The sequence below is a fragment of the Lysobacter sp. S4-A87 genome (assembly GCF_022637455.1).
In the GTDB taxonomy this organism is placed as follows: Bacteria; Pseudomonadota; Gammaproteobacteria; order Xanthomonadales; family Xanthomonadaceae; genus Lysobacter_J.
In genome coordinates, this window is the sequence record NZ_CP093341.1 from 2,757,907 (window position 1) to 2,772,661 (window position 14,755).

The following is a 14,755-nucleotide window of genomic DNA, read 5'->3' on the forward strand; positions in this document are numbered from 1 at the left end:
ATCCTGCGCCCGGGGCCGGAGCAGCGCATTCTGCAGCGCAGCATGAAGTGGCTTCGGTCGCGTGCTAGGTTGCCGCGGTTTAGAACGATCCAAATTTCCGTCCGCCAGCGCCACGGACCCAGGAGCAACCATGCCCCGCCTTGCCCGCCAGACCACCCCTTCGCCCGCCGTCCCGCGCCGCCTGTTCCTGCTGTCGGCGCTGTGCACCTGGGCGATGGCCGGCATGGTCGTCGCCGCCCCCGCGACGAGACCCGATGCCGCCGCCGCCCGCGCCTACGCCTCGGTCGACCCCTTCATCGGCACCGGCGGCGAAGGCCACACCTTCCCGGGTGCGGTGGTGCCGTTCGGCATGGTCCAGCTCAGCCCCGACACCCAGATCAAGTCGCGCAAGGAAGGCTACGGCTGGGCCGCCGGCTACCGTTACGACGACAACACGATCACCGGTTTCTCGCACACGCACTTCTCCGGTACCGGCCACTCCGACCTCGGCGACGTGCTGGTGATGCCGATTGCCGGCGAGGTGAAGCTCGAACGCGGCGACGCAAGCAAGCCCGGCAGCGGCTACATGTCGCGTTTCAGCCACGACGGCGAGATCGCCCAGCCCGGCTACTACGCGGTGACGCTGCAGGATTACGCGATCCGCGCCGAACTGACCGCCAGTGCGCGCGTCGGCGTGCACCGCTACCGGTTCCCGAAGGGCAAGCCGGCGCACGTGCTGGTTGACCTGCGCACCAGCATGTACGACTACCCCGGCAAGGTGCAGTGGTCGCGGTTGCGCCTGCGCAGCGACGACACCGTCACCGGCTTCCGCGAAACCCGCGGCTGGGCGCCGGGCCGACAGCTGTACTTCGCCATGCGCTTCTCGCAGCCGGTCAGTGGTCACCAGTTCCACGACACCGAGCAGGACGTCCCCTACAAGGGCTTCCCGCCGCCGGGCGAAAAGGACCCGCGCCAGCGTGCGCAGATCGAAGGCCGCCAGCTGGTCGGCGCCTTCGACTTCGACGCAGCCGCCGGCAAGTCGATGGTGGTGAAGGTCGCGATCTCGCCGGTGAGCGAGGACAGCGCCATCGCCAACCTCGACGCCGAAGTCCCGGGCTTCGACTTCGACGGCGTGCGCAGTGCTGCCAAGGCGCAGTGGATGCAGGCGTTGGGCGCAGTCGACATCGATGCCCCCGAAGCGCAGCGCCGCAGCTTCTATACCGCGCTGTACCACACGCTGATGGGCCCGAGCCTTTTCATGGACAGCGACGGACGCTACCGCGGCCCGGACAATGCCGTGCACCAGGCCAAGGGCTTCACCCACTACTCGACGTTCTCGCTGTGGGACACCTACCGCGCACTGCATCCGCTGCTGACGCTGGTGCAGCCTGAGCAGCGCAACAACGACTTCGTCAACTCGCTGCTGGCCTCGCATGACCACAGCCCGTATGGCGTGCTGCCGGTGTGGGCGTTCCACGGCCAGGAGACGTGGTGCATGATCGGCTACCACGCCGTGCCGGTGATCGCCGATGCCTACATGAAGGGCATCCGCGGCTACGACACCGACAAGGCGCTCAAGGCGATGGTCGACAGCGCCAGCTACGGCCCCTACGACGGCATCGCCCAGTACATGCAGCTGGGCTACGTGCCGATCGACGAGGAAGGCGAGGCGGCGTCGAAGACGCTCGAGTACGCATTCGACGACTGGACCATCGCGCGCATGGCCGAGTCGATGGGCAACAAGGACGTTGCCGACCGGTTCGGCAAGCGCGCCGCCAACTGGCGCCATGCCTTCGACGAAAAGACCGGGTTCATGCGTGCGCGCAAGCGCGACGGCAGCTTCCGCGAACCCTTCGACGCCACCGCCAGCGGCTACGGCAGCGACTACACCGAAGGCAATGCCTGGCAGTACTCGTGGTACGTGCCGCAGGACGTCGCCGGCCTGGCTGCCGCGCACGGCGGCGAGGACAAGCTGGTCGCGCGCCTGGACGCGGTGTTCGACGCAAAGGTCGACCCGAAGATCTTCGAGCACATGGAAGACATCACCGGCCTGATCGGCTGGTACGCGCACGGCAACGAACCCAGCCACCACGTCGCCTACCTGTACGCGTACGCCGGCCAGCCGTGGCGGACCCAGGAGCGCCTGGGGCAGATCATGGCCACGCAGTACGCAGCGCGCCCGGATGGGCTGGCGGGCAACGACGACCTGGGGCAGATGTCGGCCTGGTACGTGTTCACCGCGCTGGGCTTCTACCCGGTCGCGCCGGCCAGCAACGAGTACATCATCGGCCGGCCGTTCCTGCCGCGCGCGAGCCTCAACCTGCCCAATGGCAAGCGCTTCACGGTAGTAGCCGAAGGGATTGATGCAGCCCATCCGTACATCGGCAAGGCGATGCTCAACGGCAAGCCGCTGGAGCGCGCCTTCATCCGCCACGAGGAAATCATGGCCGGCGGCGAGCTTCACTTCACGATGCAGGCGCAGCCGGACAAGGCATGGGCGACGGGGGCGGCGCAGCGGCCGTACTCGATGTCCGCCGGACGTTGACACCGCGGCGGCCTCGCCCGACGGGCGAGCCGTCCAAAGCAGGAGCCGTGCAAAAGCAGGAGCCGTCCAAAAGCATGGACTGGTAAGATGCGCAGCCTACGGGCCTATAGCTCAACGGTTAGAGCAGGGGACTCATAATCCCTTGGTTCCAGGTTCGAATCCTGGTGGGCCCACCAAATCGAGCAGTCACGGTCATCTCGCAAAGCCCTTGGGCTTGTTCGCCTCGATCTTTCGCTGGAGCTGCGTGCGCAGCCTCCGCTGACTATGCCGTCCCAGTAACTATTGCCGCGCGATCATCGTTCGATACACCGGTCACAAGGAAATCCGATGAAGATCAAACCCACGGACAAGGTGAACTATCCGCCCAGATGGAAGGACTACGAGGCCAATGTGCCGTCGGGCCTCCCTCAGATGGGTTTTGGAAAGGACACAACAGTCGGAGATCTAAACCGGTTTGGTGCGCGCTATAGGGCAGCGAAGTCGTTCAAACATGCCGACTTCGCTGTCCTTGGCGACAGTACCGTTCACGGCTATACGGCCCTTATCAAGCTACAGCTCAGTTACTCCGCATTCGAGCATCTTCTGGGCTGCTTGGGATGGGGGCAAAAGGACGCGGAGGGGGCTCTGCCCGCTGGCGAGCAGGACCGCGTCATGGAAAAGCTGCGCGGCATCGAAGGTGACGAGAAGTTCTTTCGGGCCGCCGCCGACCATCTCGACGGCGACAAGCGCTTCGTCGAGGACTATCTTGCCGGCAAATCGGTGAATCCGGCCGCGCTGGCGGGTGCGATTCGCCATGCGTTCGCCCACGGCAAACTCACGCCTGGGGCGGGAGGCAATGATGGAGCCTGTCCCGGGTGTTGCTTCGTCCTGGTCAAATTCCTCGGCGTTTTCATGGATCGGGAGTTCATTGCGCGAGTAGGCAAGTTGGACCGTTCGCCGGAGTGAGAAGCCGTGTGTGGCTACGACCCAGAGCGGGCATGGGGTAATCCGGCTGATGTCCCAGAAGCGATACGCAAGCCAGGGGGTTCGGCGCGGTTCCGGCACTTGATACCCGTGCCGGCGATACACAACGCCACCCAGCAGCCCGCCGGCAATCGGTGCATCCCAGAACAGCCAAAGCTGCGTCATCACGACACGGCCCTCCAATAGCGCCACGCCTGTCGAACGCGCCGCGTTAACCGACGTATTCGTCACCGCGATTCTGATCAGTTGGATCAGCGTCACTGCATCAAGTCGTTCCCACACTCGTGGCAGATATGAAGTGGGTGGCACGCGAAAAGAATGACCGGGACGCGGCACAGGTTGGACAGGGAAGTGGCCGCGTGCCGCATTGGAAGCAGGCTAGCGCGTCTGCCACCGCGTGGCCCGCTAAACCTTGATCCACAACGTCTCCGCCAAGGCCTTGCTCACCGGAGCCCCGCGGCGCGGGCTGATCTCGCCCTCGTCCAACAGGTCGGGGCGGAAGTCGCGGGCGGGAAGATTCAACTTCGGAATCAGCACGCTGCCGGCCGCGGGCACATGCCGCTTCGCGCCGATCGCTTCGAGCTGATCCTTGACGAACTCGCGTGCCTGGGTCTGCGCGTCCTTCACCGCGTCCGACGCAGTCGCCTCCACGTTTCCGGCGCGAGCCGGTGCGGTGAAGTAGTTCAGCGTGAACGTGCCAACGGCGATCAGGACGCTCCTCACGACCTGATCCGCCGTCACGCCCGGTTTCAGGGTGACGACCCCGTTGGCGTCCTTCTGCACGAAGCGGTTGATCGTGTCCAGCGCGACCTTCACCCGCGCTTCGTCCTGCTTGGTATGCGGTCCGGAGAATCCGTGGACGGCGGGCACCCAGATGCCGGTGTTCATGGCCGTCGGGTGCTGCATCTGGACCTGACTGTTGATGGTGTTGCCGTCCTTGAGCTTGAACCCCGACCAACGCGTGGGGAATCGGACGCTCGAGAAATCGTCGACGACATTCTTCAATCGTGCCATCTCGACGTTGCTCAGGTTGCGCTTATCGAGTTGTATCAGCAGGTCGCGCACATAAGAGGTCCTGACGAACTCGTCCTGCGCTTCCCAGAGCCCACGGTAGAAGTCGTCGAATTTCCCCTTCATACCGGGATTCATCTGCAGCTCGAGCTTGGCGATGGCCTTTTTCGGGTCGTGCGCCTTCAACGTGTTTTGGACAGGTACCACCTTGCTGATGGGTTTCTTCAGCAGCGCATGCATAACCCGCGCGCTCTTCTCGGTCTGCGTGGCGCGTTGCCGGGGCGTGTACCGCTCGCGGTACTGCGGTGGGACCAGCTCCTTCGATTGCTTCGGCACGATTGCTCCTCGTTCGGAAGCCGCTGCGGCGCGCGTGGCACCGCAGCGTTCTGGAATCACGACACAACGATGGCGGCCAGGCAGTAACGGGCGGTCGCAGGCGGCGGCGACTCAGCGGTCGAAACCGTCACCTTGATCTCGTTAAGCCCGACCTTCAGGTAATCGCAGAAATCCTCGGCCATGTAGTCGACGGAACGCAGGATGATCTGCGTGCGGTTGCTCATGCCGCCCACGCCCTGTTTCGCGTCCACGTACTGCGCAGGCAGATCGAACTCGTTGACCTTGATGTCGAGCCGGACGGCGGCAGCATCGTGCTTCCAGTGCTTCAGGTACAGCGACACCTCACCCACCGTGTCGGTCACCTTGAACGCCAGGTGGTAGGTCGCTGGCGTCGTCGCCACATCGGCCACCATGCCCGCCGTGAAGCCCTTGGCGACGCACAGCAGTGTGTTCGTCGGGGAGGTGACCGTCAGTGGCGTGGTGGTCGGAAAGCGCTTCGCCGGCAACTTCTCCAGATTAAGGCTGGCATCGTTGCGCCCGGGCACTAACGCATTGAGCGCAAGGCATTCCAGCTCCCACCAGGTCAGCGTGAATTCCTTCGTGTCCCGCGCCGGCGTGCTCAGCTTGAACGCCAGCGAGTATGGCGGGCTGGTCCCGGTGCGCTCGTGCGAGCCCAGCATGTACGCCGTGTCGACCGACAGGGCGACCAGCGGCGTGTCCATGTCCACATTCTCCTCAGTGGGCGTGAAGCTCCAGTCCGAAGTGAAGGTGAAATCCGTCCCGAACAGCGACAGCTGCGAGGGCGGCAGTACGCAGTCGTCGATCAGCATCCGATCGAGGATGGGGCGCGGCATTTCGATATCGCCCGTACCACCGGTGACGCTGCGGAACTGCAGCACGTCCCAGGGGTACTCCTGCGCGCACACCCAGCCCGCCTGCAGGTTCGTCTGGTTCGACGAGGCGTAGATGCCCCAGTCCTTGATGCTGAAGGAATCGACATTGCCCAGTTGCTGACCGGTGCTGGTGCCGCTGGCCTGCGCGTTCTCCCGGCTCTGCGCCTCGGCGTAGGCGTGCTCGTAGCTGAAGCCGACCGACCACATCGGCATGTCCATCATCACCCCTCCCTGCACGTTGACGCCGAAGGAGTTGGTCTGCGAAGTACTCGAACCGACCGACTGCTGGGTCGAGTTGGTCAACTGTTGATCGTGCGAGTCGCTGCGCGAGGTGTTGATCGCGGAGTTGACCGTGATGGGCGCGTACGACAGCAGGCGAAAGTTGTTTTTCTCCGCCGCGACTTTCGATGTCAGCGTCTTGGTGAAGCTGAACAATGCGGGGTAGTCCTTGTACTCGGTCATCGGGCCCGGATTGATGTTGATGCCCTTGGGGTTGTAGATCGACACCTTCAGCGCAGCGCGGATCAGGTACACCACTCTGGACTCGAGGTTGACCGTCGAGATCCGCTTGAACACGAACAGCTTCAGGCGCACGTCGCCGTTGGCGCTGAGCGAGTACGGATAATCCTGCGCATGCAGCTCGGAGGTCATGACCCACGCTCCAGTTCGATCGCGATCGATTCGGGCGGCACGTAGGTGCCCGGGATCAGCTGCGGCGCTGTGCCGTAGCCGCCGCCGTCCTGGCCCTTGGTGCCGGGGCTGCCCATCAGGCCGGTGTTGCCGTCCTTTCCGCGGGAACTGCCGTGACCGCCCTCGCCGCCCTTGCCGGGATCGCCGGGCCAACCAGCCTCGCCAGCTGCGCCACCACCGCCGGGCGACGACTGCTGCCCCGTGTAGACGAAGAAGCTTGGCCCTTTCTGTGCGGAGTTGATATTGAGGTTGATCAGGCCGCCATTGACGCTGTTGCCGCCCTTGCCCCCGTTACCGCCGGTGCCGCCGTTCCCCCCGTTGCGGCCATTGCCGCCGTCGGTGCCTTCGCAACCCGACTTGCAGCCGTTGCCGCCGTCGCCGCCCTGTTGCCCGCGTCCGCCATTCCCACCCTTGCCGCCGGTTCCACCGCGTCCCGACATGCCGAACAGCACCAGCGGCGCCTGCAGGGTGGCGAAATTGGCGATGTTGATCAGCGCACCCAGGCTCGGCAGACCGTCTTTCGCGTCTTCGCCCTTGCCACCGGTGTAGCCGACGTTACCCTCCGTGCCATCACCGCCTGAGCCTGCGCCGGTGCACACTCCGGGCGAAGGCACCGGTGCGTCCTTGCCGCGCGGCGCCTGCTTCTGATCCTCTGCGTTCGGCCCTGCAGGGCCGTCGCCTCCGGGCGCGCCGAGGATGCCGATGTGGTACGGGCGGCCTCCGCTGGATTTGATCTTCAGCTCATTGGTGACCCACAGCGTGAAGTTGGTGTTCTGCACCACATAGGAACCCCCGTCGAAGATCAGGTCGTCACAAGACACAAAATGGGGTGGGGAACCCGGCTCGATGACGACGTCCGTCTTCACCTCCACCGTCTGTGCGACGGCAACGTGCACGGTCATGGGAAAGCGCTTCTTGAAGAAGGCGCTGCCGATGCTGGTGTCGAGTTCGCTGACGCCGCACAGGTAAGCGGAGAAATGTTTGAGCCCGGCCTCGTAGGAATCCGGATGCTCATCGGTGAGTTCCAGCGCCGCGGCGATGCGATCGAAGTCGCTGCCCGGAGCGCGCACCGCCAGCAGCTTCTTCATCTCCTGCGGGGTGGGCACGACCACCGTTGTTTTCAGCGTCTCGCCGCGCTCGAGGCGGCCGACGTCCAACTTCAGATTCGTTGCGAGCGTGCGAAGAGCTTCGCTGATCGGACGGCCAGATGACATGGTCATGCTCCAGCATGAGATGGAATGGGAGGGGGGGATGACGGTGCGAATGCCGGGCGGGCAACCTGATCCTTCCGTGGGCGAGGAGGCGAACTTCGATGTTCCGCGGCTGCGGGGACGCCAACCAGGCGGCGTCCAGTAGCGGTAACGCGGAAGATTCACGTCGCCGGCCAGCGATGGACCGACGTTTCGCACGATGCACGAAGCATTGCGATGCGGGCAGCGCTACTGCCCTATCGATGTCTGCGCTCACCACCCACGAGACGTGACGGCAGCACTCGCGCACTCGCGGCGCTGATGTCCGCGATACGACTGCGAACCGAAGCAAACAATGCCAGGGCATCGGAAGCGCCCGCCGACGTGGCAATCGCTCATGTCGGCGTCCCCGCTTCGCGCGCCGACTGTTCGGCGGGCGGGTCGTAAGCGGCACCGGATCCACTGAGCGCAAGCGCTCAGATCAACCCGTTCCTGCTCCAGATCACCAGCAACCCCACGCCCACGATCACATCGATCACCACGCACCACGGCACGTACCACCGCGGGATCTTCACCAGCGACAGCCGCGAGCGGTTGTGGTGCGCCAGGTCCCAGGCGGCGTGGGCGAAGTAGGCGATCGCGACCAGCACCGGCCACAGCAGCAATCCAAGCAGGCCCGCCACGGCGAACAGTCCGGCGACGTTGAACTCCACCAGCTGGTCGCGGCTGGACCCATTCATCACGGCGAAGCCGAAGTAGATGCCGGCGATCAGGGCGATCAGCACGGCGGCGAAGCCGAGCGATGCCTGTGGCGTCAGGAATACATGTGGCAGCAGTGAGCCGATGCCAACGGCCACACCGGTCAGCAGCGGGCGTCGGGCAAAGACCGAGTTGTTCAGGCGCTCGTGGGCATGCGTCGTCGTGGTCGACATGGAGACCTCGTGGCCTGGCCGCCTGGCGGGTCACCAATTTCGTCGATGCCGTGCTGCCGTTCTGTGAAAGCGGCGGAGGCCGGTTGACACTGTCGCCTCAGCGCAGGCTCGCGAACATCTCGACGATCCGCACCGCCGCCTCGCGATCGCGGCTGTGCACTTGCCGCAGCCCCAGCAGTACGCGGCTTTCCAGCTCGTCGCGGGCGTAATCCTGCGCGATCACCGCGGTGTCCAGCTCGCCCGTGCTGGGATGGGACTCGCCACGCCCGGTCGCCAGCCACTCGAAGTGCACCTGCGTTTCGCAGGCGATCTGGGTCAGGTGCGACAGGCTCGGGTGTGTTCCGCTCTCGCGCTCCCATTGGGTCACTGCACTGCGCTGCACGCTGAGTCGGCGCGCAAGCTCGGCCTGGGTCAGGCGGGCCGCGACCCGGGCCCGTCGTATCCGTGACGACATCGAGAACACAGGGCACTCCTCGGTGGAACCTCTGCTTGGTCAAACGTAAGTTCCGCTATCGGGCAGCCAAGCCCGCTGTGCCAGTCCGGACGCATCGGCCACCTTGAGGCCCTCCACAGCGCCTTTTGCGGCCATCCGGACAGCTGGCCTGCCCGGGCAGCGTCCCTGACATCATCTAGGACAGCCGTGCTAACCAGGGCCCGCGGCCGCTGGCTGGCCCGCCGGGCAGAGGGCGGGCGCAAGCGCAGCTAAGCGATCGCGCCCCGGACCCGGGGCGCCGAGTTGCGGCAGCTGGTTCCTCAGCGTGCACGCCTTCACCAACTACATGAAAGTGGCCTTCTTCCGCGGCACCTCGCTGCATCCCGTTCCCGAGGCCGCGTCGAAACACCCGGGCATGCGCTACCACCATATCCACGAGCACGACGAGTTCGACGAAGCCCGGTTCGCCGACTGGGTGAAGCAGGCAAGCAAGCTGCCCGGCGAGCGCATGTAAGCGCTTCGCAGACCGAGCGACAACCGTCATGAAGAGCGGCACGAAGGAAACGAACGAAGGCTCGGTCTCCGAGCAGATCGACGAGAAGGCATTGAAGGCACTCATCCGCGCCGCCGTGGCGCTGAACCAGAGCAAGACCAAGGCGAAGCGGTGACGCAGGGGCCAATGGCATCGGAGTGACCGGGCGCAGTAGCCTGTCGCCATGGACTCCCTGATAGCCGCCGCCGGGCGCGCGCTGGTCGCCGGTGACGCGCTCGGTGCCCTCAAGCGCGTAGCCCTGCGCGATGACCCGCCGGCGCTCGCCCTGCGCGGCATCGCGATGGCCCAGCTGGGGGAATATCCACGCGCCCGCGAACTGCTCCGGCGCGCCGCGCGTGGCTTTGGTGCACGCGAGGAGCTGGCCCGCGCCCGTTGTGTCGTCGCCGAGGCCGAGGTGGCGCTTGCGATGCGCGACCTGGGTGGCTCGCCGCGCACGCTGGCCGAGGCGGCGACGGCGCTCGACGCGCGCGACGATCGCGCCAACGCGCTGCAGGGTCGGCTGATCGCGGTGCGCCGCTTGCTGTTGCTCGGTCGTCTTGACGAGGCGGGCTCGGCATTGAGGGGCCTGGATACCCAGGGCCTGCCGCCGTCGCTCGCGGCCGTTGCCGGACTGGCGAAGGCGGAAGTCGCGCTGCGCTCGCTGCGCACGGCGGACGCGAAGTCGGCGCTCGATGATGCCTACCAGGCGGCCGGACGTGCCGGTGTCCCGGCGCTGCTCGCCGAAGTGGCCGAAGCACGCGCCGCACTCGACCGTAGCGCCGCGCGCCGCATCCACGCCGGCCACGAAGAGCCGTTGCGCCTGGAGGAAGTCGAAGCGCTGATGGCTTCGGGCGTGCTGGTGGTCGACGCCTGCCGTCGCGGACTGCGTGGCGGCGATGTCTGGCTGCCGCTGGCGCGGAGGCCGATCCTGTTCGCCTTGCTGCGTGCACTGGCCGAAGGCTGGCCCGACGACGTCGATCGCAATGGACTCATCGCACGCGTGTTCCATACGCGTCGCCCGGATGAAACGCATCGCGCGCGCCTGCGTGTCGAGATCGGCCGCTTGCGAAAGCTCGTTGCGCCATTGCTGGACATCGAGGCCACTGCGCGCGGCTTCGCACTGGCGCCGCGCGAGGGCCGATCCCTTGTCGTGCTGGTGCCGCCGATCGATGGAGAGCAGGCGTCGCTGCTGGCGCTGCTTGCCGATGGCGCCGCCTGGTCGACCTCGGCGCTCGCCCTGGCGCTGGGGGACAGCCAGCGCACCGTCCAGCGCGCACTGGCCGAGCTGGAATCCGCCGGGCAGGTGCGTTCGATCGGGCGGGCGCGTGCGCAGCGCTGGTTGTCGCCGCCGCTGGTCGGATTCACGACGACCTTGTTACTCCCTGCCGCGCTGCCCGCTGAGTAGATTGACCCTACGCGCCAGCACCGGCGCCAACAGGAGCCAGGCAATGCCCACCCTCGTGACCATCGACAAGACAGAAGAGAAAGTGCCGGCGCGCGCAGCGGAGATCGTGCGCGAGTACGGTCCGTTTGACGGCGCCGACAACATCGGTGGCGTCACTTTCGACGGCAGTCGCGTCTGGGCCGCCGGCGGTTCGAAGATGCTCGCCATCGATCCCGCAAGCGGCCAGGTCGCCCGCACGCTCGACCATCCCGCACATGCCGGCACCGCCTTCGACGGCACGCACCTGTACCAGATCGCCGAAGCGCGCATCGACAAGATCGATCCGGCCACCGGTAATGTCCTGGCGTCGATCCCGGCGCCCGGCGCGGGCGGCGATTCGGGCCTGGCCTGGGCCGAAGGCAGCTTGTGGGTCGGTCAGTACCGCGACCGCAAGATCCATCAGGTCAATCCCGACACCGGCGCGATCGTGCGAACGATCGAATCCAACCGCTTCGTCACGGGCGTGGCCTGGGTCGACGGCGAGTTGTGGCACGGCGTCTGGGACGGCGACGAAAGCGAACTGCGCCACATCGACGCCGACAGCGGCACCGTGCTGGAGCGCCTGGAGATGCCACGCGGTGCCGGCGTCAGCGGCCTGGAGTCCGACGGCGCAGGGCTGTTCTATTGCGGCGGCGGCGCCAGCGGGAAGGTCCGCGCGGTGCGTCGGCCGGGCAAGTAACGCCGGCACCGGTTCGCGGCGCTGACGCGAATCGCGAACGCAGCAATTTCACCTTGTAACCCAACTCCGGCCGCCCGACCGGAGACGGGCAAGCCTTGCCCCGCAAAACGCGGTAAAGGCGAATCCACTATCTGGAGAACCCCATGAACACCGCAATCGACAACCAACTCGACCGCAACGACCATCCCGTTGTCGCCAGGGATCGCTGGCTGACCGAGCGCCTGGCGCTGCTGGCACGCGAGAAGGAGCTCACCCGCCTGCAGGACCAGATCGCCCGCGAGCGGCGGGCGCTGCCGTGGGTCCGCGTCGACAAGGACTACGTCTTCGACACGCTGCAGGGCCCGCGCCGCCTGGCCGACCTGTTCGACGGCCGCAGCCAGCTACTGGTGCAGCACTTCATGTTCGCGCCGGGCTGGGAGCAGGGATGCAAGAGCTGCTCCTTCATGGCCGACCACAACGACGGCGCCAACCTCCACCTTGCGCAGCGCGACGTCACGTTGATCGCGGTGTCGCGTGCGCCGCTGGCCGACATCGAGCGCTTCCGCCAGCGCATGGGCTGGAAGTTCAACTGGGTGTCCTCGCATGGCACCGACTTCAACCATGACTTCGGCGTCAACTTCAGCCACGAGGAGCGGTCCAGCGGCAAGGTCGATTACAACTACGTCCGGCAACCGTTCCCGCACGAAGAGGCGCCGGGCATCAGCGTCTTCCATCGCGACGAGTCGGGTGAAGTCTTCCACACCTATTCGCGCTACGGTCGCGGCGTGGAGGTGATGATGCATACCTACAACCTGATCGAGCTGACGCCCAAGGGGCGTGACGAGGACGAACTGGACTATCCGATGGCCTGGGTGCGCCACCACGACCGCTACGAGCCGGAAGCGCCCGCCAAGGCCGCCGCCTCTTGCTGCGCCACGCACGAATGAACCCGGCGGGGAACCGTTGATGGCAACCTGGTGGCCATGGCTGGCCGTCGCCGGGCTCGGCGCATTGCATGGGCTGAGCCCGGCCAATGGCTGGATGTTCGCGGCCGAGCGCGGCATTCGCTCCGGCGACAGCGCACAGGCACTGCGTGCCTTGCTGCCCATCGCGGTCGGGCACGCCGCATCGGTCGCAATGGTGGTCTGTGCGGTCGCGCAAGGCGTGCTGATCGACCGCGTGCTGGTCCAGGTCCTGGCGGGCGCATTGCTTGTCGCCGTCGCCTTGCATCGCTGGCTGGGTGTCTGGCCGCATCGGCACCACGTCGCCAATCGCGGCCATGCCGGCATCGCGGTGTGGTCCTGCATGATGGCCACCGTCCACGGCGCCGGCCTGATGCTGGTGCCGGCACTGCTGCCGCTGTGCATGACCAACTCGCCGGCACGCGAGATCACGGCCTCGGGATCACTGGCCATGGCCCTGGCTGCCGTGGGCCTGCACCTGGCGGTGATGCTTGCCACCACCGGCGCGGTTGCCGCCGGAGTCTGCAGGGGCATCGCACTGATTCCAGACCGTCTGCCCCGCGCCGCGTTGCGCCATGCATGGACGGTGTCGCTCGCGATTACCGGTGCTGCACTGCTGATCGTTCGCTAGGTCAGGCCAGGCCAGGGCAGGCCAAGGCAGGAAGGACACAGGCTCTCCCGAGCCCTGAACTGCCTGCGCACCCGCCACGCCTACAGGTGGTACTTGAGCATGAAGCTCACGGCGTTCTGGTTGGTGTCGAAGAAGGGCGAGTTGACGATCTGGTACTTGTTCCACCACAGGTCCACTTCGACGCCGATGAACAGCTTCCCGGGGGTGTTCCAGATCGTCGCGCCGGCATCCCAGGAGATCTGCGGATTGAGGTGGTAGCTCCAGTCCTCGGAGCCAAGCCCGGTGACCCAGTCGAAGTAGCCATCGACCAGGAACGCCGCCTTGCCGATCCGGAACGGGTAGCTGGCGGCCAGCGTGACCTGCGCGTCGTGGAAGCCATGCCGCGCGCCGTCGATCAGCTCCGCGCGGCCATAGACATTCAACTGCACGTAGTTGAACTTGCCCAGCCCGCCGAGCGGTCCGGCCTGGCGGACGTCGAGGTTCAATCCCAGGCCGACCAGCGCGGCTTCGGCGAGGTCCGGATCCTCGCCGCGTTCGTACTGCATGGCCAGCAGGACATCCTTGATCTCGAACAGGCTGTGACGGAAGAGCGTGCGCGACAGATCCTTGTCGAGCATCTTGCCAAAGCTCAGGCGCGGCCCGAATTCGCCGTACCACGTGGAGTCGGTGGGTGGCTGGCCATGGAAATCGGTCCAGTCGATGAACATGAAGAAGTCGCCGATCTTCGACTCGTGCGCGTGCTCGAGCGTGAACGTCGACTGCTCATCGGGATCGACCGCGAAACCCTTGCCGTAGGCCAGCAGCGTAATGCTGGTGTCGTTCCACAGGAAGAATGACGGCTCGTCGGCAGGCGCAGGTGTCTCCTGCGCGATCGCCGGACAGGCGGCGAACATCAGTCCGCCGAATGCCGCCCCGATGAGGGCGTGCGCTGTCCTCGCAGGAGATTCCAGCAGTGCCACGGCCGGCTTACAGCTTACCCTCGGAACCGGTGTAGCTGACGTTCCAGACCTTGCCCTTCTGGTCGGTCATGCACGCCCATGGCGCGTCCGCACCCGGCACCGTCACCGAAACCGAGATGCCGGCTTCGCCGCCCAGGGCATCGATGACCGAAAGCTTGCTGCTGGCCACGCCCACCTTCTTGGCCACGGCGGCCAGGCACGCCTGCTCCGACGCCGGATACGTCTCGCGCGGGGTGGCGGCAGCAGCACGGGCATCGTCTGAACCGGCAGCGTCGGCACCTGCAAGCGAGCAGACGCCGTGGGCGCGGTTCTTGCCCGTGTACGACACGTCCGGCGAACCGTCGGGGTTGATGGTGATGGAGATGGTGGTGGCGGTCGCTGCGTCCCTGGCCTCGTAGGCGTTCTCGTTGAAGACCTTGAGGGTGGCCTCCTTGCCGTTGACGTAGACCGGCCCGCCCTGGTCGACGTGGACCTCGAGATTGCCGGGGCAGGTGGCGTTGATCAGTGGCAGCTTCGCCTGGGCATTGAAGGCGAGCAGGGAGGCGACGATGGCGGCCGGCACCAGTAGCGATTTCATGGCGGTGAACCCGTGCGGGG

At 66.1% G+C, this 14,755-nt stretch carries 15 protein-coding genes, 1 tRNA gene and 1 pseudogene; 9 read left to right on the top strand and 8 right to left on the bottom strand.

The window, feature by feature from the left end; translation table 11 throughout:
• The first annotated feature begins 130 nt into the window (after nt 1–130).
• From MNR01_RS12325 to MNR01_RS12335, 3 genes are all read left to right on the top strand, one after another.
• Entirely contained in the window at nt 131–2,524 is a 2,394-nt protein-coding gene (locus MNR01_RS12325) for a GH92 family glycosyl hydrolase (protein WP_256451843.1), read from the top strand.
• A gap of 100 nt (nt 2,525–2,624) precedes the next feature.
• A tRNA-Ile gene (locus tag MNR01_RS12330) sits at nt 2,625–2,700 on the top strand.
• A 151-nt stretch (nt 2,701–2,851) separates the two neighbouring features.
• On the top strand, nt 2,852–3,469 hold the full coding sequence (locus MNR01_RS12335; protein WP_241920701.1) for a hypothetical protein: 618 nt from the start codon (nt 2,852–2,854) through the stop codon (nt 3,467–3,469).
• A 129-nt stretch (nt 3,470–3,598) separates the two neighbouring features.
• Here MNR01_RS12335 and MNR01_RS17475 read toward each other — a convergent pair.
• The 6 genes and pseudogenes from MNR01_RS17475 to MNR01_RS12365 form a co-directional block, all read right to left on the bottom strand.
• A pseudogene (locus MNR01_RS17475) lies at nt 3,599–3,823 on the bottom strand (aquaporin); the annotation flags it as partial.
• 69 nt (nt 3,824–3,892) lie between these two features.
• Nucleotides 3,893–4,834 (bottom strand): hypothetical protein, encoded by a 942-nt coding sequence (locus tag MNR01_RS12345; RefSeq protein ID WP_241918079.1) that lies wholly within the window; start codon nt 4,832–4,834, stop codon nt 3,893–3,895.
• Between the two features lie 56 nt (nt 4,835–4,890).
• On the bottom strand, nt 4,891–6,378 hold the full coding sequence (locus MNR01_RS12350; RefSeq protein ID WP_241918080.1) for a hypothetical protein: 1,488 nt from the start codon (nt 6,376–6,378) through the stop codon (nt 4,891–4,893).
• A complete protein-coding gene (locus MNR01_RS17505; protein ID WP_305852236.1) occupies nt 6,375–7,631 on the bottom strand; it encodes a hypothetical protein in 1,257 nt (418 codons plus the stop codon). Before MNR01_RS17505 ends, MNR01_RS12350 begins: the two co-directional genes overlap by 4 nt.
• Nucleotides 7,632–8,083: 452 nt before the next feature.
• Nucleotides 8,084–8,539, bottom strand: coding sequence for a DUF6010 family protein (locus MNR01_RS12360; protein WP_241918081.1), 456 nt, complete (start codon nt 8,537–8,539; stop codon nt 8,084–8,086).
• Between the two features lie 97 nt (nt 8,540–8,636).
• Nucleotides 8,637–8,993 carry a helix-turn-helix domain-containing protein gene (locus MNR01_RS12365; RefSeq protein ID WP_241920616.1) on the bottom strand — a complete coding sequence of 119 codons (357 nt, stop codon included), beginning with the start codon at nt 8,991–8,993 and terminating at the stop codon, nt 8,637–8,639.
• Nucleotides 8,994–9,297: 304 nt separating this feature from the next.
• On the opposite strand from MNR01_RS12365, the gene MNR01_RS12370 reads away from it, so the two are divergent.
• From MNR01_RS12370 to MNR01_RS12390, 6 genes are all read left to right on the top strand, one after another.
• On the top strand, nt 9,298–9,486 hold the full coding sequence (locus MNR01_RS12370; protein WP_241918082.1) for a DUF1801 domain-containing protein: 189 nt from the start codon (nt 9,298–9,300) through the stop codon (nt 9,484–9,486).
• 28 nt (nt 9,487–9,514) lie between these two features.
• The gene (locus tag MNR01_RS17480; protein ID WP_256451844.1) at nt 9,515–9,640 is read left to right on the top strand and encodes a hypothetical protein; all 126 of its coding nucleotides are present in this window, start codon (nt 9,515–9,517) and stop codon (nt 9,638–9,640) included.
• 48 nt (nt 9,641–9,688) lie between these two features.
• Nucleotides 9,689–10,909, top strand: a complete 1,221-nt coding sequence (locus MNR01_RS12375; RefSeq protein WP_241918083.1) for a helix-turn-helix domain-containing protein — start codon at nt 9,689–9,691, stop codon at nt 10,907–10,909.
• Between the two features lie 43 nt (nt 10,910–10,952).
• Complete coding sequence (locus tag MNR01_RS12380) at nt 10,953–11,627, top strand: glutamine cyclotransferase (RefSeq protein ID WP_241918084.1); 675 nt, start codon at nt 10,953–10,955, stop codon at nt 11,625–11,627.
• A 143-nt stretch (nt 11,628–11,770) separates the two neighbouring features.
• Nucleotides 11,771–12,553: a thioredoxin family protein gene (locus MNR01_RS12385; protein ID WP_241918085.1), complete on the top strand. Its 783-nt coding sequence runs from the start codon at nt 11,771–11,773 to the stop codon at nt 12,551–12,553.
• 19 nt (nt 12,554–12,572) lie between these two features.
• Nucleotides 12,573–13,199, top strand: a complete 627-nt coding sequence (locus MNR01_RS12390) for a hypothetical protein (RefSeq protein WP_241918086.1) — start codon at nt 12,573–12,575, stop codon at nt 13,197–13,199.
• An 80-nt stretch (nt 13,200–13,279) separates the two neighbouring features.
• Here MNR01_RS12390 and MNR01_RS12395 read toward each other — a convergent pair whose 3' ends face one another.
• Both MNR01_RS12395 and MNR01_RS12400 read right to left on the bottom strand, forming a co-directional pair.
• Nucleotides 13,280–14,092, bottom strand: a complete 813-nt coding sequence (locus MNR01_RS12395) for an outer membrane protein OmpK (protein ID WP_241918087.1) — start codon at nt 14,090–14,092, stop codon at nt 13,280–13,282.
• 73 nt (nt 14,093–14,165) lie between these two features.
• Complete coding sequence (locus tag MNR01_RS12400) at nt 14,166–14,735, bottom strand: hypothetical protein (RefSeq protein ID WP_241918088.1); 570 nt, start codon at nt 14,733–14,735, stop codon at nt 14,166–14,168.
• Nucleotides 14,736–14,755 lie beyond the last annotated feature (20 nt).